Here is a 23,020-nt window from a genome sequence, read left to right as displayed (position 1 = left end):
CACTTGGGGGGAGATCGGCTTTCTTCTCGACCTTCGCCCGTCTCCAAAGTTACAGGGAGAAGCGAGGCGCTGAAACCGCCGACCTCTCCCCAAGTGGGGGAGATGGCCGGAAGGCCAGAGGGGGGCGCCGTAGAGTGCAAGATTGGCTATGAGTTGCATCAATCCCCCTCGTCCTCATAGCCGACAAGATGCAGCGGCCTGGCTGCAATCCCTTCGAGTTCGCACCAGCGCACCAGCGCTTCCTCACGGCCATGGGTCACCCAGACTTCGCCAGCGCCTGTCTCCCTGACGGTGGCGGTCAGTTCGTCCCAATCGGAATGGTCGGAAATGATCAGCGGCAGTTCGACGCCGCCTTGCTTGGCGCGCTGGCGGATGCGCATCCACCCCGACGCGAAACATGAGATCGGGTCGGGAAAGCGCCGCGCCCAACGATCGGCGAAGGCAGAAGGCGGGCCGACGACAATCGCGCCGGCGAAGTCGCCCTTGCCGCCTTCGACGGTCGCCGGCTCCAGCGTGCCGAGATCGATGCCCTGGCTCTGGTAGTATTCGCTGAGCTTGGCCAGCGCGCCATGGATGTAGATCGGCTTGTCGTAGCCGGCGTCACGCAACAGCCGCATCACCCGCTGTGCCTTGCCGAGTGCGTAGGCGCCGACCAGATGCGATCTCTCGGGAAACTGTGCCACGGATTTCAGCAGCCGGGCGACTTCCTCGGTATCGGGCGGATGGCGGAACACTGGCAGTCCGAAGGTCGCCTCGGTGATGAACACGTCACAGGCCACTGGTTCGAACGGCAGGCACGTAGCGTCCTTCTGGCGCTTGTAATCGCCGGACGCGACGATGCGCATGTCCTTGTGCTCGACCGCGATCTGCGCTGAACCCAGCACATGGCCGGCCGGATGAAAGGTAACGGTGACGTCGTTCAGCGCGATCGTTCGGCCAAGCTCCGCTGCTTGCGTCTCCTGCGCGAAATTCTCGCCATAGCGCAGGCCCATGATGTCGAGTGTCTGCTGTGTCGCCAGCACCGAGCGGTGGCCGGAACGGGCATGGTCGGAATGGCCATGCGTGATCAGCGCCCGGTCGACCGGACGCACCGGGTCGATGAAGAAATCACCGGGCGGGCAATAGAGGCCTTCCGGCCGGGGATGGAGTAGGTCGCTGGCGCGCATGTCCCCAAGATAGGCACTTATTCCGGCACGGAAAGCCTGTTGCAAGTCACTGCTGACTCCGGGGCCTGGACCTGCCATAGCAGGCGTCCCGGCCCGATCGGCCGGTGGAACCCATGGAACCATTCCGTCATGAAGCCGCTCCAGGCCTCGTCAGGCGACCTCAACGCCGATCGTCGCGCCGATTATGCCGAGATGCTTCATGCATCGGGTGATCACGCGCAGGCGGCGGAGCTGCTGCTCGGGGCGCTGGAGCTGACGCCGCTATGGGCGGTGGGCTGGTTTCGCCTCGGCGAATTTCAGGAAGCGGCGGGCGCACTTGAAGCCGCTGCGCAGGCCTGGGCGATGTCGCTGACGCTCGATCCCACGGATCGCCAGGGCGCGGCCCTCAAGCTGCAGCTGATCGGCAAGACGCCGCTCGCGGACGCGCCACCCAGCGCCTTTGTCGAGACGCTGTTCGATCATTATGCCGCGACGTTCGACCAGTCCCTGGTCGAAAAGCTCGGCTATTGTGTCCCCGAACGGCTCGGCTCGGCCATTCGTATGGCCGGACCGGATCGCTTTAGGCTGGTGCTCGATCTCGGCTGCGGCACCGGGCTGATGGGCCAACAACTGCGGCCGATCGCCGAGCGGATTGAGGGCTATGACATCTCGTCCGCGATGTTGAAGAAGGCACGCGTCAAGGGTGTCTATGATGTCCTCGCCAAGGCGGACTTGCGGAATTTCTCCTATTCCGGCGAGAAAGCTGACCTGATCACAATCGCCGATGTCTTCATCTATGTCGGCGCGCTCGACGGTGTTGTGGGAACAGTGGCCGCGATGCTTGGCGCCAGCGGGCTGTTTGCCTTCTCCGTTGAAAAGCTGACGGATGAAGAAACCATGGCTGGCGGCGGTTTCGCGCTGCAGCCGTCCCGTCGTTACGCCCATTCAGAGCGCTATGTTCGAAGGCTGCTGGATGGCAACGGGTTTTCACTGGTCTCGCTGGAGACAACGGCTATCCGGCAGGATCGCAACAAACCTGTCGAAGGTTTGGTCGTCGTGGCCCGTCTTACGCCTTGATCCGCGCTTCCTGTCATGGCGTGTGGCTATCGTGGTGCTGCGAAAAAGCCCGATTCGCATGCGCGACTGCTTAAGGGCGATTCTGCTCGCCCAGGGCGGATACTGATAATACTGATACGGAGGACATCCGATGCGCTGGAACATGGTGGTCCTGACGTCTTGCCTGGCGGTGTCCGGCTGCGTCGGCAACTCTATGTCCGAGAGGCAGGATGAGAAGGCCGTGTCCTCGCTGCAGTTCGATGCCGTGCCGTGCGACCAGCTTCTCGTCCTGCGAAACGATCTGGCGCAACGCTACAACCTGGCGCAGGACGTCAAGCCCACATTCTCCAATCCGGCGATGGGCTTTGGTCCGTTCACGCCCGACATGCGGTCCAAGAGCCAGCGCGAGGTGGATGACGCGACGGGCCAGATAGATGCGATGAACCGCTCCATCGGGCGCCGCCAGTGCGGCCAGCCGGACCAGCCGAAAAAGTTCACCTTGCCCGGCTAGAGGCTGTTCCATCCCGATGGAGCCGGGATGGGCTCTAGAGCAAAATCCGAGCGAATAGAATCGATAGGGGTTTCGTGGGGATTGGAAATCTGATTCAGCATATCTGCTGGATTAGGAGGCCGGCGTGGCATGGCGAAATCCTTATCCGAAGACTTGCGGGCTCGCGTGGTCGCAGCGGTTGATGGCGGCCTGTCGCGACGGGCGGCAGCGGCGCGATTTGGCGTGGCGGCGGCAAGCGCGGTGCGTTGGGTCCGGGAATGGCGCGCGAGCGGATCCACCTGCGCAAAGCCGCAGGGCGGCGACAGGCGGTCCCACCGCGTCGAAGCGTATCGCGACATCCTTCTGGCGGCGATCGAGAGGCGGGTGGACATCACGCTGGTCGAACTCGCCGAGTTGCTGCGACAAGAGCATGGCGCGTCGTTTGCGACGAGCACGATCTGGCGCTTTCTCGATCGTCACTCCATGACCTTCAAAAAAAACGGCGCACGCCAGCGAGCAGGAGCGACCAGACGTAGCCGCGCGACGAAACGCGTGGTTCGACGCCCAGCCCGATCTTGATCCCGAGCATCTGGTCTTCATCGACGAGACCGGAGCCTCGACAAAGATGGCTCGACTGCGGGGGCGCACGAAGCGCGGGATGCGGTGCCGATCGCCAATCCCGCATGGCCATTGGAAGACGACGACGTTCACCGGCGCCCTGCGCCTCACTGGCATGACCGCGCCAATGGTCCTGGACGGCCCGATGACGGGCGAATGGTTCGTCGCCTATGTCGAGCAGGTTCTCGTGCCGACGCTGCGGCCCGACGATGTCGTGATCCTCGACAACCTGCCGGCGCACAAAAGCGCAGCCGCCCGTGAGGCGATCGAAGCGACCGGCGCAAGGATGATGTTCCTCCCGCCCTACTCTCCTGACTTCAACCCGATCGAGAACGCCTTTTCCAAGCTGAAATCGATCCTACGCAAAGCCGCCGCACGAACCGTCGCGGAATTGTGGGATACCATCAGCGCCGCACTGCCATGCTTCACACCAACAGAGTGCGCCAACTACTTCGCCGCAACAGGATATGAGCCGGAATGATCAGATTCTGCTCTAGTACCCGGCTTCGCGATCCACGAGGTTGTTCAGCTTCTCGCCGCGCTCGAAAGCATCCATCTGACGCAGCATGGTCGGCGCCAGATGGACAGGGTCGGAGGTCGCCGCCGTATGCGGCGTCACGAACACCTTGGGATGGCCCCAGATCGGGCTGGTCTTGGGCAGCGGCTCGACCTCGAAGACATCGAGGCTTGCTTCCTTCAATGTGCCGTCCTCAAGCGCGCGCAGGATGTCGGCATCCTTCTGCAGGCGGCCGCGACCGGCATTGATCAGCACCGAGCCGCCGAGGCCATTGCGCTTTCTCAACTCTTTCAAGACGCCGTAGTTGATGATGCCTTGTGTCGTGGGTGTCAGTGGCAGAAGCACCACGAGAATGTCGGTGGCCTTGAGGAAGGGGATCAGTCCGGCCTCTCCCGCATAGGTCGAAACGCCCTCCATCGGCCGGTCGCTGCGCGACCAGCCATTGACCGAAAAGCCGAGTGACAGCAGCACCGAAGCCGCGGCGCGGCCAAGACTGCCAAGCCCCATGATGCCGACCGAGATGTCGCCGGCCGGGCGCTGCGGCGGCTCATGCCAGATTTTCTTCGGCTGCTGCGACCGGTAGAGCAGGCCCTGGCGGTGATGGTCGAGCACCCGCCAGACGACATATTCGGTCATGTACTGGGTCAGGTTGTCGGCAACCACCTTCACGATCGGAACGTTGGGCAGGCCGGGATCGGCGAAGATATGGTCGACACCGGCGCCGATCGAGAAGATGACGCGCAGGTTGGGCAGGGCCGACAGAAGGTTTGGCCGCTGCTTCCACACCACGGCGTAGGTGATGGATGGGTCCTTGGCGCCGTCTGGCTCAAGCACCACCTCGCGCTCCGCCGACAGCAGGTCACGCCAGCGTTGCGGGTGAAAGCCGGTTACGGCGAGCAGGATACGGCCTTTTTCCATGCGGACTTTTCTTCCTCCTGTGGCGCGGCGCCTCCCTGGACGCGCAAAGGAGGCTGGAGCATCTGGATATTGCGCATGATCCTTAGCGAAAATCGATGCGCATTTTCGGGGCCACGCCCGGACTATTCGCTGACCACGCCTGTCGGTGCCGTTTCGATCTTGAAGGCGGCCGAGATCAGAGCCCGCGTATAGTCGGTTTGCGGGTTTTCAAAAATCTGCTGGGACGGGCCCGCCTCGACGATCCTGCCGTTGCGCATGACGATGACGTCGTTGGCGAGTGCCCGGATGACCTTCAGATCATGGCTGATGAACAGGTAGGCGAGATCGTGCTTGGCCTGCAGGCCGCGCAGCAGGTCGACGACTTGCGCCTGCACGCTCATGTCGAGCGCCGAGGTCGGCTCGTCCAGCATGACAAAGCGTGGGTTGAGCACCATGGCGCGGGCGATCGCCACACGCTGGCGCTGGCCGCCGGAGAACTCGTGCGGATAGCGATTGCGCGTCGCCGGGTCGAGGCCGACCTCTTTCAGCACATCGACGACGCGGGTGTCGCGCTGATCCGGCGACAGTTTAGGCTCGTGGATCTTCAGGCCTTCCTCGATGATCTCCGAGATCGACATGCGCGGACTGAGCGACCCGAACGGATCCTGGAAGACGATCTGCAATTCGCGCCGCAGCGGCCGCATGGCGTTGAAGGACAACTGGTTGATGTCGCTGCCGTTGAACTGGATGGTTCCGGTCGACGAGATCATCCTGGCCAGCGCCAGGCCGAGCGTCGTCTTGCCCGAGCCGGATTCACCAACGACGCCAAGTGTCTGGCCGGCACGCACGGTGACATCGATGCCGTCGACGGCCTTCACATTGTCGACGGTGCGCCGGAAGAAACCTTGCTTGATCGGAAACCAGACTTTTATGTCCTTGCCGGTCATCACCGCCTTGGCTGAGGCATTGGCCGCCGGTGGCTTGCCCTTCGGCTCGGCCGCGAGAAGATGGCGCGTATAGGGGTGCTGCGGGTTGGCGAAGATGTCCCTGGTCGGCCCGGTCTCGACGATCTTGCCCTTGGTCATCACGCAGACCCGGTCGGCGATTTTCCGCACGATGCCGAGATCGTGGGTGATGAACAGCATCGACATGCCCTTGCGGCTTTTCAGGCCGGCCAGCAGTTCGAGGATCTGCGCCTGCACGGTGACGTCGAGCGCCGTCGTCGGCTCGTCGGCGATCAGAAGTTCCGGCTCGTTGGCCAGCGCCATGGCGATCATCACGCGCTGGCGCTGCCCGCCGGACAACTGGTGCGGGTAGGCGTCGAGCCGCTTTTGCGGATCGCGGATGCCAACCTCGTTGAGCAAGGCCAGCGTGCGCGCCTTGGCCGGCCGATCAGCCATGCCCTGGTGCAGCTTCAGGATCTCGACAATCTGATGCTCGATCGTGTGCAGCGGATTGAGCGAGGTCATCGGCTCCTGGAAGATCATGGTGATCTTGTTGCCGCGCACGCTACGCAGCTGCTTTTCGTTCATGGCGAGCAGATCGGCGCCCTCAAACAGCATCTGGCCCGACGGATGGCTGGCTGTCGGATAGGGCAGCAGTTTCAGCACCGACAGCGCCGAGACCGATTTGCCGGAGCCGGATTCGCCGACCAGCGCCACCGTCTCGCCCTTGGCGATGTCGAAGGAAATGTGGTCGACGGCCATCGACTGCTTGCCGCCCTGCGCGAAGGCGACGCTGAGATCGCGCACGGAAAGGAGAGTGGCTTCGCTCATCTGAACGTCTTGCGCGGATCGAAGGCGTCGCGGGTGGCCTCGCCGACGAACACCAGCAGCGACAGCATCAGCGAGATGACGACGAAGCCGGAAATGCCGAGCCACGGTGCATTGAGATTGCGCTGCGCCTGTTTGAGCAACTCGCCCAGCGAAGCTGAACCGGGCGGCAAGCCGAAGCCGAGATAGTCGAGCGAGGTCAGTGTCGAGATCGAACCGCTGAGCAGGAAGGGCAGGAAGGTCAGTGTCGCCACCATGGCATTGGGCAGGAGATGCCTGAACATGATTGTCCGGTTGGGCACGCCGAGTGCGCGCGCCGCGTTGACATATTCGAAGTTGCGGGCGCGCAGGAACTCCGCCCGCACCACCCCAACCAGCGCCACCCAGGAAAACAGCATCATCAGTCCGAGCAGGATGAAGAAGCCAGGCGGCAGGATCGCGGCGACGATCAGCAGGAGATAGAGCACCGGGATGGCCGACCAGATCTCGATGAAGCGCTGGAACAGAAGGTCCGTCCAGCCGCCGAAATAGCCTTGCACGGCGCCGGCGGCTACACCGATCAGGGCCGAGCCCGCGGTCAGGATCAACCCGAACAGCACCGAGATTCTGAACCCGTAGATGACCCGCGCCAGCACGTCGCGCGCCTGGTCGTCGGTGCCGAGCCAGTTCCAGTTGCCGACGATGCAGGCCGGGTCGGCGGCCCCTTGCGGATACTGGTTGCAGCGGGTCTTGGCGTCATAGCGCCAGGACGGCTTGGCCGGTGCTGCTTCCGGAATGGCGTTGTTGACGGTCTGGTAGGAGTAGCGAACCGGCGGCCAGATCGTCCAGCCGTTGGCGTTGATCTCGTCCTGGATGACCGGGTCCCGGTAATCGGTGACCGCATAGAAGCCGCCGAATTTTTCCTCGGGATAGGCGACCAGAACCGGGAACAGAATCTCGCCCTTGTAGGAGGCGATGATCGGCTTGTCGTTGGCGATCAGCTCTGAAAACAGCGACAGCACGAACAGGACGAGGAAAATCCACAGCGACCAGAAACCGCGCCGGTTCGCCTTGAAATTCTGCAGGCGGCGCTGGTTGAGCGGCGACAGCCAGGGCCGCGCGATGCGCTCCGGCGCTGCCTCAAGGGGGGCGCTTGCAATAGACATCAGACATCTCTCCGCTCGAAGTCGATGCGCGGATCGACCCAGGTGTAGAGCATGTCGGACAAAAGGCCGACGAACAGGCCGAGAAGCGAGAAGATGTAAAGGTTGGCGAACACCACCGGATAGTCGCGCTCGACCACGGACCTGAAGCCCAGCAGGCCAAGGCCATCCAGCGAAAAAATATTCTCGATCAGCAGCGAGCCGGTGAAGAAGGCCGAGATGAAGGCGCCCGGGAAACCGGCAATGACGATCAGCATGGCGTTGCGGAAGACGTGGCCGTAAAGCACCTGCCGTTCCGACAGGCCCTTGGCGCGCGCGGTCACCACATATTGCTTGCGGATCTCTTCCAGGAACGAGTTCTTGGTCAGAAGCGTCGTGGTGGCGAAGGCCGACAGCACCAGCGCCGTCAGCGGCAGCGTGAGATGCCAGAAATAGTCGACGATCTTGCCCGACCAGGACAGCTGGTCCCAATTGTCCGAGGTGAGGCCGCGCAGCGGAAACCAGTCCCAGAACGATCCGCCGGCAAACAGCACCATCAGCATGATGCCGAACAAAAAGCCCGGAATGGCATAGCCGACGATGACGACGCCGCTCGTCCAGACGTCGAAGGGGGTGCCATCCTTGACCGCCTTGCGGATGCCGAGCGGGATCGAGATCAGATAGGAGAGCAGTGTGATCCAAAGCCCGATCGAGATCGATACCGGCATTTTCTCGAGGATCAGGTTGAGCACCGAAATGTCGCGGAAATAGCTGTCGCCGAAATCGAAGCGGGAATAGTTCCACAGCATCATGCCGAAGCGCTCGAGCGGCGGCTTGTCGAAGCCGAACTGCTTCTCCAGCTTTTTGATGAATTCGGGGTCGAGCCCCTGAGCACCGCGATATTTCGAGCTGACATCGCCGGCGGCATCGAAATTGGCGCCGGCGCCCGCATCACCGCCACCACCGCCGAGGCGGTCGTTGCCGCCCTGGTTGGTCAGCCTGGCGATAACCTGCTCGACCGGGCCGCCGGGCGCGAACTGGATGACGGCGAAGGACACCGCCATGATGCCCAACAGCGTCGGGATCATCAAAAGGATGCGGCGCAGAATATAGGCGCCCATCAGGCAACCGTCCCTGCGCGTGCGAGAATCTCAGGCTTTGCCAATTTTTGCCGCCTTGCCCTTGTCGAACCACCACAGCGCCTCGGCCGGAAAGCCGAAATCGGGTTTCTGTTCGGGAAAGCCGAACATGTCCCAATAGGCGACGCGGTGATTCGCCAGATAGTATGTTGGAATCCAGTCCAGCCGCGCGCGCAAGACCCGGTCGAGCGCTCTGAGCGCGGTGACGAGCTCTGTACGGCTTTTTGCCTTGCCTGCCGCGACGATCAGCGCGTCGATGGCCTTGCTTTGCGTGCCGGGATAGTTGCGCTGCCCTGGTGTATTCGCCATTCGGGAGGCATAGAGTATCTCCAGGCCGTCGTCGGTTGGCGTCGCTCCGATCGACCATGCGAGCAGGTTGAGGTCGAAGTCGAAATTGCTCTGCCGCTGTTCATACTGGGTCGAATCGACCTGACGGATCGAAGCATCGATCCCGATCGCCTTCATATTCTCCGCCCACGGGGTGAAAATCCGGACGATGCCATCGTCCTCGGCCAGCATTTCCACCTGAAGTCGCTCGCCTTTGTCGTTGACGACGAAATTGCCGGCTCGCTTCCAGCCGGCCTCGGCAAGCAGCTTCGATGCTTCGCCCAAAAGCTTGCGGTCGTGGCCGGAACCATCGGAGGCAGGCTGCATTGCTGGTTCGCCAAACACCTCTGGTGGCAACTCGGCTCTAAATGGCTCCAGCAGCGCCAGTTCCTGGGGCGAGGGCAGGCCTTCGGCTTTGTAAACCGACCGTTCGAAGTTCGATTGCGCTCGCTCGTAAGAGCCGAAGAAAAGAGCCCGCTTCATCCACTCGAAATCGAAACATCTGGCGATCGCCCGTCTCACGCGCTCATCGCGGAATTGCGGCCGACGCTGGTTCAGGGCGACGGCCTGCATGGAGGGCGATTTCTCGCCTGGAAATTCCCGTTTGACAACTTTGCCGTCCTTAAGCGCGGGAAAGTCATAAGAGGTCGCCCAGACCCGCGCGGTAAATTCCTCCCGAAAATGGGTGTCCCCTTTTTTGAAGGCTTCGAACGCTGCCTGCCGGTCAAGGTAGAAGTCGATGCGGATGCGGTCGAAATTGTAGAAGCCGCGGTTCACCGCAAGATCGCGGCCCCAATAGTCGGCCACGCGGTCATATTCGACGGTCTGCCCCGCCACCACGCGCCCTATCTTGTAAGGCCCGGAGCCCAGCGGAGGCGTCATCGTCGAGGCGGTGAAATCATTGATCGCATAAAAGGCCTTGGACACGATCGGCATCGAAACGACGGCAAGGATGTTCTGCGCGGACTGCTCGCCGTTGAAGGAAAGGTCGAGGGTGACCGGGTCAACCGCGACCGCTTCCGTCATATACCTTAACGCCTGGGAAAGGTTCGGATGGCCCTGGTCCTTGTAAAGTTTTAGCGCGAAGACGACGTCTTCCGCGGTCAGCGGTGAGCCGTCGTGGAAACGTGCTTCCGGTCGAAGCACGAACCTGAAACCGTTGCGATCTTGCGACAGCGTGACGGACTCAGCGAGCAAGCCATAGACAGCATCCGGCTCATCGAGCGCGCTGGTCATCAGTGAATCAAAACACAGTTCGGTGCGCGGTGGAGCTTCCCCCTTCAACACCAGGGCGTTCAGGGTGTTGAAAGTCAGGAAGCTCTGGTTGAGTGTGGAGTTCGGCGGCGCGAAATTCATCTGGCCGCCCTTGGGCGCGTCCGGATTGACATAGTCGAAATGGGCGAAGTTGGGCTTGTACTTCAGGTCGCCGAAAGCCGACAGGCCATGCAGTTTGGTTCCGGTTGCAACCTCGGCGAAGGCCCGGCCCGGCAGCAAGGCGGCAACCGTGGCAGCGCCGCCCAAGGCGAGGAAGTCACGGCGGGCGAGCAGCGCCATCAATTACTGCCCTTGTACTTGGCCGCCAGGGCCTTTTCCTTGTCGAGGTCAATCCACCAGGAATCGGTATCGGCGCCACGGTAGCTAGGCTGCTTTTCCGGAATACCGAACTTGTTCCAATAGGCGAGCCACACCACGGCACGATGGTATTGCGGCACGACGTAGTAGTTCCACAGCAGCACCCGGTCGAGTGCGTGGGTGGTGGCAACAAGGTCGGCGCGGTCCGTGGCGAAGATGATGCGGTCGACTAGCGCGTCCACGACAGGATTCTTGATGCCGGAATAGTTTCTTGATCCGGGAGTGTCAGCGGCTTTCGAGCTCCAGAAGTCACGCTGTTCATTGCCCGGCGATTCCGATTGGCCGAGTTGCCCGATGATCACGTCATAGTCGAAATTGTTAACCCGGTTGACATACTGCGTCTGGTCGATGATGCGCAGCGTGGCATCGACACCGATCTTGCGCAGATTGGCGATGTAGGGACTGGCGATAACCTGGTCGGTGTCGTTCCAACCGAGAATTTCGAATTTGAATGGCTCGCCGGTCTTGGCGTTGACCATCTTGCCGCCCTTGATCACCCAGCCGGCCTTGGCAAAAAGGTCGACCGCCTGCTTCAGATACTTGCGTTCGGCCTGGGGTGAATCGTAGACCGGCAGCTTGAACTCCTGCGTGAACAGTTCAGGCGGTAGCTTGTCGCGGAATTTCTCCAGAATCTCCAACTCGGCGCCTTGCGGCAGCCCGTTCGATGCCAGTTCGGTGCCCTGGAAATAGCTTTGGGTGCGGGTGTTGAAACCGAAGAACAACGTACGGTTCATCGTTTCGAAATCGAACGGATAAGTCAGGGCGGCGCGCACTTCCCGATCCTGGAACGACGGGCGCCGCTGGTTCAGCATGAACGCTTGCATAGGCACCGGCGACGCCGTCTTGAATTCCTTTTTAATGACGTCACCGGCTTTGACTGCCGGGAAATCATAGAATGTCTTCCAGCGTTTCGAGCTGTTCTCCGGCTTGATATCGTCCAGTCCACCCTTTGTAAAAGCTTGCCAGGCCGCGTTGTCATCCAGGATGTAGGTGAAACGCTGGGTGTCGAAATTCTCGCGCCCGATCTTCACCGGCAATTTGGCCGCCCAATAGTCAGGCACGCGCTGCCAGACGATTTCCGACCCAGGCTTGAAGCTGGCGATCTTGTAGGCGGCCGAACCCAGTGGCACTTCGAGTGTGGGTTTTGTGATGTCGCGCTTCTTGCCATTGGCATCGGTGCCTTCCCACCAATGCTTGGGCAGTACCGCGAGGTCGCCAATGATCTTTGGCAGCTCGCGGTTGCCCTTCTGGTTGAAATGAAACTCGACCTCGCGATCGGAAATGACCACCGCATCGGTGACGTTTTCGAAATAGCGGCTGTATTGCGGGCTGCTGGACTTCAGCGTCTGGAACGACCAGATCACGTCGTCGACGGTGATCGGTTGGCCGTCGTGCCATTTGGCACGCGGATCGAGCCGGTAGGTCGCCGAAGAATAATCTGCCGGGTATTTGAAGGCATCGGCGATCAGCGGGTGGCTGGTGCTGCCTTCGTCGCTCGCCTGCTCCATCAGCGTGTCGTAGAGCAGGCCGCCCCCGAATCCGACGAGCCCAGCGGCCGGCGATCCCTGCACGATGTAGGGATTGAAACTGTCGAACGTCCCAAGGACAACAGAATTGTAGCCTCCGCCCTTGGGGGCGTCCGGGTTGACGTAGTCGTAGTGCTGGAAATTGTCGCCGTATTTGGACTCACCGATCAGCGAGGAAGTGGTGCGCCATTCGTCCGCCTGTACCGCCTGCAACCCCGCCGCCAGCAGGGCCGCCGCCAGCAACGATCTCAGAAGTGTACGGCCAGCCGTCATGCGTTTTCCTCTTCCGATGCGCGTCCCGGATCAAACCAGAAGGGCAATCTAGATGATTTGGCGTCCGTGAAAACCGCCATGCATGGGCTTTGTCGCCGCATATGCACTTTTCCTAACAAAAAAGCCGGGCTGAACCCGGCTTTTTCAAGGACGACAGAATTACAAATTCGTTACTGGGCCGGTGCCGCCGGAGCTGCCGGCTTGGCGGGAGCGGCTTCCGCCGGCTTTGCGGGCGCGGCGCCATCTGCTGGCTTGGCAGGTGCGGCGGCGTCGGCTGAAGCGCCTGGCGTCGGCAATGGCTTGGGATTGTCCGACAGCGTGCGCAGATAGGCGATGACGTTGGCGCGGTCTTCATCCTTCGGCAGGCCGGCAAAGCCCATCGCCGTGCCCTTCACGAATTTCTTCGGCGAGGTGATGAAGTGGTTGATGTTGTCGTAGGTCCACTTTTCCGCGCCGCCCTTGGAGAATTCCTTCATGCCGGCTGAATAGGCAAAGCCCTCATGCTCGCCCACCGGGCGCTCGATCAGGTCCCACAGATCCGGGCCAACCTTGTTCGGGCCGCCCTTTTCACCGGAATGGCAGGCCTGGCATTTCTTGAATACGGCCGCACCCGCCTCAACGCTGGCGCCGGCCAGCAGGTCGGCGATCGGCTTGGCGGCTGCCGCGGGAGCGGCTGGGCCGCCCTCGGCTGGCTCGGCGGCTTCAATGGCAAAGCCGGGCTTTTCCGGCGCGGGCGAGGCAAACAGGGCGTTGGACACCAGACCGACCGAGAAGACGACGAAAACGGTCCCGAGCAGACCGCCGATCAGTTTGTTGATTTCGAAAGAGTCCATACGCCCCAGGCTCCCTTTTCCGGCGGACTGACCTGTCCACTCCGTCCGTCGGTATCGTGACCCACCCCTCGGAGCCGGTCAAATCGGGCGGAAACTAGGTCTTTTGCTCCGGCGTTGCAACACCTATAAGGGCGCTTCCAGTGAGACCTTTTGCCACTTTTCCCCTCCTCTTTTCGAACGCCTTGCCATCCCGATGTCCACCTTGATCCTGATCCCGGCCCGCATGGCCTCAACCCGCCTGCCGGGCAAGCCGCTGGCGGACATCGCCGGCGCCCCGATGATCGTCCATGTCGCCCGCCGCGCCGCCGAGGCCGGACTTGGCCGGGTGGTGGTCGCGACCGACACGCAAAGCGTGGCGCAAGCCGTGCGTTCGCATGGTTTCGAGGCCGTCATGACGCGGATGGACCACGAATCGGGCTCCGATCGCATCTTCGAGGCGCTGACCGCGCTCGATCCGGCAAACAAGGTCGAAACCATCGTCAATGTGCAAGGCGACCTGCCAACCATCGATCCCGAGATTATTGCTGCTTCGCTCAGGCCGTTCGAGAACGCGGCGGTGGATATTGCCACGCTTGGCGTCGAGATCGTCCGCGAAGAAGAAAAAATCAATCCGAACGTCGTCAAGATCGTCGGCTCGCCGCTGCCGGGCACAAGGTTGCGGGCTCTGTACTTCACCAGGGCCACCGCGCCATGGGGCGACGGGCCACTTTACCATCACATCGGCCTCTATGCCTATCGCCGTGCCGCCCTCGAGCGCTTCGTGGCGCTGAAACCTTCGCCGCTCGAACGCCGCGAAAGGCTGGAACAGCTGCGGGCGCTCGAGGCCGGCATGCGCATCGACGCCGAGATTGTGCGTTCGTTGCCGCTCGGCGTCGACACACCGGAAGATCTCGAGCGCGCCAGAACCATACTTTCAAACTGAGAAATTGGGTCATGCCTGAAAAAACCAACAGAATATCTTTCCAGGGCGAGCCGGGCGCCAATTCCGACACCGCTTCGCGCAACGTCTATTCCGGCATGGAGCCGTTGCCGTGCCCGACTTTCGAGGATGCGTTCAACGCGGTCGAGACCGGCAAGGCCGATCTCGCCATGATCCCGATTGAAAACACAATTGCCGGGCGCGTCGCCGACATTCACCACCTGTTGCCAGAATCGAAGCTGCACATCGTTGGTGAATATTTCCTGCCGATCCATTTCCAGCTGATGGTTCTGCCTGGCGTCAAGCGCGATGAAATCAAGACGGTCCACACCCACATCCACGCGCTCGGCCAATGCCGCAAATACATCCGCAAGAATGGCTGGAAGGGAGTGGTCGCCGGTGACACGGCGGGCGCGGCCAGGCTGGTTTCGGAGGTCAAGGACCGCACCATGGCGGCCTTGTCGCCGGCACTGGCCGCGACGCTCTACGGGCTCGATATCATCGAGGAAAATGTCGAGGACACGGACTCGAACGTCACGCGCTTTGTCGTCTTGACCAAGAACAAGCAATGGGCGGAGCGCCCGTCGCCCGAAGCCAAGATGATGACGACCTTCATCTTCCGCGTCCGCAACGTACCGGCCGCGCTTTACAAGGCAATGGGCGGTTTTGCCACCAACGGCATCAACATGACCAAGCTGGAGAGCTATCAGCTCGGCGCTTTCACGGCGACGCTGTTTTACGCCGACATTGAAGGCCATCCGGACGATCCGCTGGTCAAGCTGGCGCTGGACGAGCTTCGCTTCTTTTCACGCGAAGTGCGGATCCTGGGCGTCTATCCGGCCAGCGAATCGCGCGAGCAGTGGAAGGTGGCTGACTGATCAAAGCGACGCAGCACGTCGCTTTAGATAACCGAGCCGAGCGGCACGTAGTCGATTTCAAGGAATTTCTCGACTTCCGGAACCCAGCGGTCGCGAACGAACGCGACGTGGTCGGGATGGTCATTGTATCTGGTGTAAGCCGCCTGGTCGGCGAATTCCATCGAGAAGCCGAATTGATAATCGCTCTTGGGGCTGATCTGCCGCAACTGCTCGAAATGCGTGACGCCCTTGATCGCGGAGAGCGCCTTCTTGGCATCGACGAGGAATCTTTTTTCCTCAAGCGAGTGCGGCTGGTGCTTCAGCGTGAAAACGACGGTGTGACGGATCATGTCTTGCCTCTTTGATGTCTGATATTCCGAGCTATTCGCTGTCGACCCAGGCGCGGATGAGATGATAGGCGATCGCGCCCTTTGGCGGCGTGAACAGATTGCCGGGATGTTCCTTGGCCAGCATGGAACGCACCTCGTCGCGGGAAAACCAGCGGCAGTCCTCCAACTCGTTGAGGTCGGCCTGGATGTCGTCGTTCAGCGGTTCGCCGAAACAGCCGATCATCAGCGAATAGGGAAATGGCCACGGCTGGCTGGCGTGGTAGACGACGCGGCCGAGCCGGATGCCGGCCTCCTCCAGCGTCTCGCGGCGCACCGCCGCTTCGATCGTCTCGCCAGGTTCGATAAAACCGGCGAGCGCCGAATACATGCCCGGCGCGAAATGCCGGCCACGTCCCAGCAGGCACTTGTCCCGGGTCGCCGTCAGCATGATTGCCACCGGATCGGTGCGTGGAAAATGCTCGGTGCCGCAATTCCGGCAATGCCGCTTGTAGCCGCCGGCCCGCATCTGGGACTCCGTCCCGCATTTGCTGCAGAAGCGATGGCTTGCATGCCAGGCGAGCAGCGCCGCCCCTTGCGCCATGGCGCCGGCGGCGGCCTCGTCGATCAGTCCCTGCATATAGACCGAGCGATAGTCGATGGCCTTGATCGTTTCAGGCAATTGTTCGGGCTCGACGCCAGCAGGCACAGCCAGAACCGGCCCGCTGTCGGAGAAACCGAGCAAGATGCCGCGCTCGAGGGAAATATCGAGAGGCTTGCCTTCGGAGGTGCTGAACCAGGGATTGAGGCCGCCATCACCGAGCTTCAGGTAAAGCCGGCCGCCATGCATCAACAGCAGCCGCGTCGAAGGATCGGCGAGCGCCATTTCGACCGAATCGTCGGCGCGGTTCTCGGATTGCCGGTCAATGGTGTTGCCGGAAAACCCGACGAACTGGCTCGGCTCGCGCAAGGGCGCGTCAAACAGGCGAAAGCTCATGGGGACTCGGGAGGCTTCGGGGTGGACACGGACAGGCTTATAGCGCCGCCTTGATCGTTTCGGCAAACCGTCTGATGTCGGAGCGCTGGTAGGGCTCGCGCAGGCCGTGCCCCCACACCGGGCCTGGCCAGCCGGGGTCGCCCTCCGAACGGGCGATGATATGGACATGCAGCTGACGCACGATGTTGCCGAGTGCGCCGGTGTTGATCTTGGTGCAGCCGGTCGCCTTCTTCAGCGCTTCCGCCACCATGTTGGTCTCGAAAGTCAGCATCGTCTGGTCGAGTGGCGTCATGTCGTGGATTTCTTCGGCGCCAGGCCGTTGCGGGACCAGAACCAGCCAAGGCCAGCGGCGGTCGTTCATTACGCGCAGTTCGCATAGGCCAAGCCACATCAGCTGCTCGCTGTCCGCTTCCAGCCGGGCATCCAGCGTAAATCCGGCCTTCAGGCCCGGCAGCATTGGCGTTTCCCTCATTTTTCAGGTTTTCTCAAACTCACGAACGCTAGAGCGGCGGCAAGGGGGCTGCAAGCGAATCATTGAGCCCCTCACGGTTTGGTGTGCCAATTCTCGTGCGCACTTGCATTTCGTCGCCGAATTGCCGATATGGAAAGCGGGAGGTTGGTGGTGGACGAGCCACTCGCCAACCGGGTCAGGTCCGGAAGGAAGCAGCCCTAACGAGCCCGGAACGGGTCATTGTTCCAGCCTCCCACCTCATCGGCCCTCCTCGCGACATTGACGACGCATTGCAGCGCGGGCGAGACTATGCGCAGGAATCGGCTGCCCTCGGGCGCGGCCATTTGGAGCTTTACGGGCGAATGAGCGAAGCCGGAAATTCGGGGCCAAAAAGCCTGGAGAATGGAAAGGCCGCTGCCTATCGCGTTCTGGCGCGCAAATACCGTCCGGCGAATTTCTCCGAGCTGGTCGGCCAGGAGCCGATGGTGCGCACGCTCACCAACGCTTTCGCCACCGGCCGCATTGCCCAAGCCTGGATGCTGACTGGCGTGCGCGGGGTCGGCAAGACCACGACGGCACGTATCCTGGCACGCGCGCTCAACTACAAGACCGCTGAAATCGACCAGCCGTCGGTCGACCTTGCCGTGCTTGGCGAACATTGCCAGGCGATCATGGAAGGCCGCCATGTCGACGTCATCGAGATGGACGCTGCCTCTCATACCGGCATCGACGACATCAGGGACATCATCGAGCGTGTGCGCTACGCGCCGGTTTCGGCCCGCTACAAAGTCTACATCATCGACGAAGTGCACATGCTTTCCACCCAGGCCTTCAACGGCCTGCTGAAGACGCTGGAAGAGCCGCCGCCGCACGTCAAATTCATCTTTGCCACCACCGAAATCCGCAAGGTGCCGATCACTGTGCTGTCGCGCTGCCAGCGCTTCGATCTCAGGCGCATCGATGCCGGCGCGCTGGTCGCGCATCTGTCCTCGATTTCGGCCAAGGAAGGCATTTCCGTCGACGACGACGCGCTGGCGATGATCGCCCGCGCCGCCGAGGGCTCGGCCCGCGATTCCCTGTCCATCCTCGATCAGGCGATCGCCCATGGCGGCGGCGCGGTCAGCGCTTCCGCGGTGCGGGCAATGCTTGGCCTCGCCGACCGCGCCCGCATCGTCGACCTGTTCGAGCATGTCATGAAGGGCGACGTGGCGGCGGCATTGGCGGAATTCCGGTCACAATACGACACCGGTGCTGATCCGGCCGCCGTGCTGACCGATCTTGCCGAGTTCAATCATCTCGTCACCCGCCTGCGTTTCGTGCCAACGGCTATCGAGGATGCATCGCTGGCCGAGGACGAGCGGCAGCGTGGTGCGGATTTCGCCAAAATACTGTCGGTGCGGGTGCTGTCGCGCACATGGCAGATGCTGCTCAAGGGTATCCCCGAGGTGCAGTCGTCCAATCGGCCGGTCAGCGCCGCCGAAATGGTGCTGATCCGGCTGGCGCATGCCGCCGACCTGCCGACTCTGGATGAAGCGCTGAAATCGCTGGAAAGCGGTGCGTCAGTGCCAGGTGCCGCACCGCGCCCGAATGGCGCGCCGGCGGGTTCCGGCAATGGCGGCGGCGCCAGCGCCGTGGCGCAGACGCGCATGCCGGTGGCATCGGGAGGCGCGCAGACCATGCGGCTGGTTGAGGCAACGCCGGCGCCTGTCGCCTTTGTGGCTCCACCGGAACCGGCGGTGGAAGTGCAGTCGGCGCCACTGAAATCGCTGGCTGATATCATTGCCCTTGCCGACGCCCAGCGCGACATCGCCTTCAAGGTGCAGGTCAAGAGCTACATCCGTCTGGTGCGTATCGAGCCCGGCCGCATCGACGTCGGCCTGACCAGCGACGCACCCAAGATGCTGCTCAACGACCTGACGACCAAGCTGCGCGCCTGGACCGGACGCAGCTGGCTGGTCTCATTGTCGAAGGAAGAGGGCGGCCAGACAATGGTCGAGATGGAATCGACGAAGCGCGAGAATGCCTTCCTCGACGCCAAGAGCGACCCGACGGTTGCCGCCATTCTGGCACGCTTCCCCGGCGCCAAGATCATTGACGTGCGCATCCCCGACGCGCCGGAAGCCGAAGCGGCCGAAGCCGAAGCCCCGGTCGAGCCGCCGGCGGACGACGACGAGACCTGACCAGACACGAATCCGCAAAGGACCCGACCATGAAAGATCTTCTCGGCCTGATGGGCAAGGCGAAGGAAATGCAGGCCAAATTCCAGGCCATGCAGGAAGAAATCGGCACGTTGGAAGCCTCGGGCCAGGCCGGTGGTGGCTTGGTCAGCGTGGTCCTGACCGGAAAGTTCGAGATGAAGTCGCTGAAGATCGACCCATCCCTGTTCAAGGAAGACGAGGTCGAGATTCTCGAGGACCTGCTGCTTGCCGCCCATAACGACGCCAAGACCAAGGTCGAGCTGATCATGCAGGAAAAGACCAAGGCGCTGACCGCCGGGTTGCCGATACCGCCGGGAATGAAGCTGCCCTTCTGATCGTCATTGGCAGCGCGCCGATGACCGAAGATCCATCCGAGAGAGTGATCGAGCAGCGGGTCCGCAACAGGCTCTATGAGATCCTGGAGATTCTTGCGGATTGCGACGCCGGCGTCGATCTGGTTGGCATCAAGGGCTACTTTGATCTCTTCGAGGATTTCGTTCACCGGCCCTCGATCGAGACCGGCCATTCGGCGCTTTCGAAGGAAGAGCGAGCGATCGTGCTGGAAATCGCCGATTTCCTGGAGACGGCCGGCGAGGCGAACCCTGACTTCACCAAGGCCGAGTTTGTCGAGAGCGGCTGGCCGGCGCGAATCGCGCCAAAGGCAAGGGATGCAAGGGCGCTGTTCCTGAGACGCGGCCTGTTTTCAGAGACCTTGGAAGAGGTCGAGCCCGGCCAGACGGGCCTCATTCCAGGCGCGGACATTGCCTTGTAACTGTGCCAATTTGGTAACAGTGCCTTATTAATAACGTTTTGGCCATTATTTTGCCCGAAAGTGTCTCATTCTTGCCGCAGCCTGGGGCGGGCATTGAAATGAGGGTTACCTGTTGATCGTCACGCGATGGAAGATGCCGCTGTTGCTCGGCATCGTCATTTCACCCCTGTTTTTGGCTGGCTGCAGCCAGACGACTTCGCACGGCATGTCCGTCGCGAGCCTGACCGATGCCATCACGCCGAGTTTCCTGACGCGGTCCTCCGGTCATTCGCTGAAGGACAAGGAGTGCCTGGAACGGGCGATGTTCTTTGAGTCCAACCGGTCGAGCCGTGACGGCATGATCGCCGTCGGCACGGTGGTGATGAACCGGCTGCGGTCCGGTCAGCATGGCAGCACCATCTGCGAAGTCGTCGGCGCGCCTGGCCAGTTCGCGCCCGGCGTCATGACCAGGGAAATGAATTCGCGGGCAATGCCCGATGTCGAGGAAGCCGCCGATGCCGTCCTCAAGGGTGAGCGCAAGGGCAAGCTGAAGAACACGATGTACTTCCACACCGCCGGCCTGCGCTTCCCTTACAAGAACATGCACTACACCATGGTCGCCGGCGGCAATGCCTTCTACGAGAAGCGTGGCCGCAACTGGCAGCCGCTGCCTGACGAGCCGATGGTTGCAATGGCTTCGTCCGAGTCGCCTGCTGCCTTGCCGGGCGTTCCCGCAACGCGTGTCGCCTTCGCCGAGACGCGTCCAGCCAAGGCGTCCACCCGCAATGCTCCGGCACAACAGGACTACATGACGGCTTCGGCCGAACCGGCACGTCCGGCCAAGGCGACCGCCGCATCGAAACAAGTCTTCATGACCGCGGCCGTCGCGCCGGTGGCTAAGTCCGGGCGCGTGGCAAAGCCGACAATGGTTGCCATGCAGGAGCCGATGGAAGAACCGGATGCAGCACGCTTTGGCGGAACCCTGAACACAAGGGGCATCTCTTCCGTCCAGGACGCGCCCCAGGAAGCCTCAATGGGGTTCCAGTCGACGCCTGAGAACACGGACGCCATCGGCGCGATGATTGTCAGCCAGGGCCGTCCGATCGAAGCCAACTGATCCGCTTCACGGTTCGACGTGTCAGCATGGCGGACCGTGCTTGGACGCGGGATGTTTCAAAGCGCTCTGAAAAATCCTAGATCAGAGCGATGTCCAAGCGAATCGCCGGTCCCGAGATCGAACGTCTGATCCAGCTTCTGGCCAAGGTGCCGGGGCTCGGCCCGCGTTCGGCCAGGCGCGCCGCCCTGCACCTGATCAAGAAGAAGGAGCAGTTGCTGTCGCCGCTGGCCGCCGCCATGGGCGAAGCGGCCGACAAGGTGCGCATCTGCTCGACCTGCGGCAATGTCGATACGTCGGATCCCTGCATGATCTGCACTGACCCGCGCCGCGATGCCGCGACGCTGATCATTGTCGAGGACGTTTCAGACCTGTGGGCGCTGGAGCGGGCCGCCGCCATGAATGTGCGCTACCACGTGCTCGGCGGCACATTGTCGCCGCTCGATGGCGTGGGTCCCGAACAGCTCAACATCCGCTCGCTGATCGACCGCGTCGCCGGTGGCGAGGTCAAGGAGATCATCCTCGCTGTCAACGCAACAGTCGAGGGGCAGACGACTGCCCACTACTTGACCGACCAGCTCTCCAGCTTCGACATCAAGGTGACACGGCTGGCGCATGGCGTGCCGGTCGGCGGTGAACTCGACTATCTCGACGAGGGCACGCTGGCCGCGGCTTTGCGCGCGCGGACGGCGTTTTGACGCAATTGGCGGGCAGGGGATGCGGATGATTCCTGCTTTTGTGAAATCGGCTCTGGTCTTTCTCTGCCTCGCTTGCGCGTCGTTGCTGCTTGCAGCGCCCGCCTCAGCCGCCAAGGTCGATGATCAATTCCGGACCTGGCTGCAAAACGATCTCTGGCCAGAGGCCAAGGCGAAAGGCATTTCCAGGAAAACGTTCGATGCCGCTTTCGATGGCGTGAAGCCAAATCTCAAATTGCCTGATCTGGTGAAGCCGGGCGAGAAGGCGACGACGCCACAGAAACAGCATCAGGCCGAATTCGGTTCGCCCGCCGCCTATTTCGCTGAAAAGACCATTGGTGCCGTCACCGCCGGCGGCCGCACCCGCGAGGCCAGCAACGCCAGTACGCTTGCCGCGATCGAAAAGCGCTATGGCGTGCCGGGTGAGGTGCTGCTGGCGATCTGGGGCCGCGAAACCGGCTTCGGTGCGGCGAAAATGCCATATGACGCCTTCGAAGTGCTGGGCACCAAGGCCTTCATGTCGACCAAGAAGGATTTCTTTCGCACCGAACTTCTGGCTGCACTGGAGATCGTCGAACGCGGCCTGGCGCCTGTCGGCGCCATGAAGTCCTCCTGGGCCGGCGCGCTCGGCCAGCCGCAGTTCATGCCGACCTCGTTCCTGAAACATGCTGTCGATTTCGACGGCGACGGCCGCGCCGACATCTGGAATTCGACGCCGGACGTCCTGGCCTCGATCGCCAACTACCTGGTCCACTACGGCTGGGTAAAAGGCCGTGGCTGGGGCTTTGAGGTGACGGTGCCCGACGCCGTCTCCTGTTCGCTGGAAGGCCCGGACCAGGGCAAGACGATTTCGCAATGGGCAGCGATGAGCATCAAGCGCGTCGGCGGAAAAACCTTTCCGGCCAGCGAACTGAGCGCCGAGGGTTTCCTGTTGATGCCGGCTGGCCGCAGCGGTCCGGCCTTCATCGCCACGCCCAATTTCTATGTGCTGAAGGAATACAACACCAGCGACCTCTACGCCTTGTTCATCGGTCATGGCGCCGACCGCATCGCCCATGGCGACAGTAATTTTACTGGCAGCTGGGGCGCCGTCGGCGGGCTTTACCGATCCGACATCGCCGCGCTGCAGCGTGCGCTCGAGGCCAAGGGCTATGACGTTGGCAGCGCCGATGGTCTGCCCGGCTTCAAGACACGCCGCTCTATCGGCAAGTGGCAGGCCAAGAATGGCCGCGCCGCCACCTGCTTCCCCGATGCCGGCTTGGTCTCTGCTCTGAAATAGCCCGAGAATTGGCAGATTATTCCTGCCAGGCGGCATCGGCTGACCGGTCTGTGCGTCGACGGTGCACGGGCCGTCCTGCTTCAATAG

22 protein-coding genes and 1 other RNA gene are annotated in these 23,020 nt (G+C 62.1%); 12 read left to right on the top strand and 11 right to left on the bottom strand.

Features of this window, described 5'->3' with window-relative positions:
- Positions 1-158: 158 nt before the first annotated feature.
- Positions 159-1,166 carry a ligase-associated DNA damage response exonuclease gene (locus GA829_RS00415; protein ID WP_195179463.1) on the bottom strand — a complete coding sequence of 336 codons (1,008 nt, stop codon included), beginning with the start codon at positions 1,164-1,166 and terminating at the stop codon, positions 159-161.
- A gap of 129 nt (positions 1,167-1,295) precedes the next feature.
- Between GA829_RS00415 and GA829_RS00410 the strand changes: the two genes are divergently transcribed.
- The 3 genes from GA829_RS00410 (at position 1,296) to GA829_RS00400 (ending at position 3,790) form a co-directional block, all read left to right on the top strand.
- A complete protein-coding gene (locus tag GA829_RS00410; RefSeq protein WP_195176637.1) occupies positions 1,296-2,222 on the top strand; it encodes a class I SAM-dependent DNA methyltransferase in 927 nt (308 codons plus the stop codon).
- 130 nt (positions 2,223-2,352) lie between these two features.
- Positions 2,353-2,712: a hypothetical protein gene (locus GA829_RS00405; protein WP_195176636.1), complete on the top strand. Its 360-nt coding sequence runs from the start codon at positions 2,353-2,355 to the stop codon at positions 2,710-2,712.
- A gap of 129 nt (positions 2,713-2,841) precedes the next feature.
- Positions 2,842-3,790, top strand: a protein-coding gene (locus GA829_RS00400) for an IS630 family transposase (protein WP_258052023.1) whose coding sequence is annotated in 2 segments (ribosomal slippage) — positions 2,842-3,185 and positions 3,184-3,790 — 951 coding nt in all. Because the reading frame shifts where the segments join, the coding sequence is not laid out codon by codon here.
- Between the two features lie 12 nt (positions 3,791-3,802).
- On the opposite strand, the gene GA829_RS00395 is transcribed toward GA829_RS00400, so the two are convergent.
- The 7 genes from GA829_RS00395 to GA829_RS00365 form a co-directional block, all read right to left on the bottom strand.
- Complete coding sequence (locus GA829_RS00395; protein WP_195176635.1) at positions 3,803-4,744, bottom strand: 2-hydroxyacid dehydrogenase; 942 nt, start codon at positions 4,742-4,744, stop codon at positions 3,803-3,805.
- 122 nt (positions 4,745-4,866) lie between these two features.
- Positions 4,867-6,498 carry an ABC transporter ATP-binding protein gene (locus GA829_RS00390; protein ID WP_195176634.1) on the bottom strand — a complete coding sequence of 544 codons (1,632 nt, stop codon included), beginning with the start codon at positions 6,496-6,498 and terminating at the stop codon, positions 4,867-4,869.
- Positions 6,495-7,640: an ABC transporter permease gene (locus GA829_RS00385; RefSeq protein WP_195176633.1), complete on the bottom strand. Its 1,146-nt coding sequence runs from the start codon at positions 7,638-7,640 to the stop codon at positions 6,495-6,497. Before GA829_RS00385 ends, GA829_RS00390 begins: the two co-directional genes overlap by 4 nt.
- Complete coding sequence (locus tag GA829_RS00380; protein ID WP_195176632.1) at positions 7,640-8,737, bottom strand: microcin C ABC transporter permease YejB; 1,098 nt, start codon at positions 8,735-8,737, stop codon at positions 7,640-7,642. The genes GA829_RS00385 and GA829_RS00380 overlap by 1 nt, the downstream gene beginning before the upstream one ends.
- A 30-nt stretch (positions 8,738-8,767) precedes the next feature.
- Positions 8,768-10,636 carry an extracellular solute-binding protein gene (locus tag GA829_RS00375; RefSeq protein WP_195176631.1) on the bottom strand — a complete coding sequence of 623 codons (1,869 nt, stop codon included), beginning with the start codon at positions 10,634-10,636 and terminating at the stop codon, positions 8,768-8,770.
- Positions 10,636-12,513 carry an extracellular solute-binding protein gene (locus GA829_RS00370; protein ID WP_195176630.1) on the bottom strand — a complete coding sequence of 626 codons (1,878 nt, stop codon included), beginning with the start codon at positions 12,511-12,513 and terminating at the stop codon, positions 10,636-10,638. The genes GA829_RS00375 and GA829_RS00370 overlap by 1 nt, the downstream gene beginning before the upstream one ends.
- Before the next feature lie 170 nt (positions 12,514-12,683).
- A complete protein-coding gene (locus GA829_RS00365; protein ID WP_195176629.1) occupies positions 12,684-13,346 on the bottom strand; it encodes a c-type cytochrome in 663 nt (220 codons plus the stop codon).
- A gap of 193 nt (positions 13,347-13,539) precedes the next feature.
- Here GA829_RS00365 and GA829_RS00360 point away from each other — a divergent pair, with 193 nt between their 5' ends.
- Together GA829_RS00360 and GA829_RS00355 are read left to right on the top strand one after the other, a co-directional pair.
- Entirely contained in the window at positions 13,540-14,268 is a 729-nt protein-coding gene (locus tag GA829_RS00360; RefSeq protein ID WP_195176628.1) for a 3-deoxy-manno-octulosonate cytidylyltransferase, read from the top strand.
- Positions 14,269-14,279: 11 nt separating this feature from the next.
- Entirely contained in the window at positions 14,280-15,143 is an 864-nt protein-coding gene (locus GA829_RS00355) for a prephenate dehydratase (RefSeq protein ID WP_195176627.1), read from the top strand.
- A gap of 23 nt (positions 15,144-15,166) precedes the next feature.
- Here the strand turns inward: GA829_RS00355 and GA829_RS00350 are convergent, their stop codons facing one another.
- From GA829_RS00350 to GA829_RS00340, 3 genes are read right to left on the bottom strand one after another with little or no spacing between them, the layout of a single operon-like run.
- Complete coding sequence (locus tag GA829_RS00350) at positions 15,167-15,472, bottom strand: Dabb family protein (RefSeq protein WP_195176626.1); 306 nt, start codon at positions 15,470-15,472, stop codon at positions 15,167-15,169.
- 31 nt (positions 15,473-15,503) lie between these two features.
- Positions 15,504-16,445 carry an NAD(+) diphosphatase gene (gene nudC / locus GA829_RS00345; RefSeq protein ID WP_195176625.1) on the bottom strand — a complete coding sequence of 314 codons (942 nt, stop codon included), beginning with the start codon at positions 16,443-16,445 and terminating at the stop codon, positions 15,504-15,506.
- A 37-nt stretch (positions 16,446-16,482) separates the two neighbouring features.
- Positions 16,483-16,902, bottom strand: a complete 420-nt coding sequence (locus GA829_RS00340; RefSeq protein WP_195179462.1) for an HIT domain-containing protein — start codon at positions 16,900-16,902, stop codon at positions 16,483-16,485.
- Between the two features lie 154 nt (positions 16,903-17,056).
- On the opposite strand from GA829_RS00340, the gene ffs reads away from it, so the two are divergent.
- The 7 genes from ffs (at position 17,057) to GA829_RS00305 (ending at position 22,933) form a co-directional block, all read left to right on the top strand.
- Positions 17,057-17,153: signal recognition particle sRNA small type (ffs, locus tag GA829_RS00335), an RNA gene on the top strand.
- Positions 17,154-17,258: 105 nt separating this feature from the next.
- The gene (locus tag GA829_RS00330; RefSeq protein WP_195176624.1) at positions 17,259-19,076 is read left to right on the top strand and encodes a DNA polymerase III subunit gamma/tau; all 1,818 of its coding nucleotides are present in this window, start codon (positions 17,259-17,261) and stop codon (positions 19,074-19,076) included.
- A gap of 29 nt (positions 19,077-19,105) precedes the next feature.
- Entirely contained in the window at positions 19,106-19,429 is a 324-nt protein-coding gene (locus GA829_RS00325; protein WP_195176623.1) for a YbaB/EbfC family nucleoid-associated protein, read from the top strand.
- 20 nt (positions 19,430-19,449) lie between these two features.
- Complete coding sequence (locus GA829_RS00320; protein WP_195176622.1) at positions 19,450-19,866, top strand: hypothetical protein; 417 nt, start codon at positions 19,450-19,452, stop codon at positions 19,864-19,866.
- A 112-nt stretch (positions 19,867-19,978) separates the two neighbouring features.
- Complete coding sequence (locus tag GA829_RS00315) at positions 19,979-20,962, top strand: cell wall hydrolase (RefSeq protein ID WP_195176621.1); 984 nt, start codon at positions 19,979-19,981, stop codon at positions 20,960-20,962.
- Positions 20,963-21,051: 89 nt separating this feature from the next.
- Positions 21,052-21,657, top strand: coding sequence for a recombination mediator RecR (recR, locus tag GA829_RS00310; RefSeq protein WP_195176620.1), 606 nt, complete (start codon positions 21,052-21,054; stop codon positions 21,655-21,657).
- A gap of 25 nt (positions 21,658-21,682) precedes the next feature.
- Entirely contained in the window at positions 21,683-22,933 is a 1,251-nt protein-coding gene (locus GA829_RS00305) for a lytic murein transglycosylase (protein ID WP_195176619.1), read from the top strand.
- Positions 22,934-23,020 lie beyond the last annotated feature (87 nt).

Source organism: Mesorhizobium sp. INR15, from assembly GCF_015500075.1.
Taxonomy (GTDB): domain Bacteria; phylum Pseudomonadota; class Alphaproteobacteria; order Rhizobiales; family Rhizobiaceae; genus Mesorhizobium.
The sequence above is the reverse complement of the archived record's forward strand: the minus strand, read 5'-3'. Positions and strand labels throughout refer to the sequence as shown.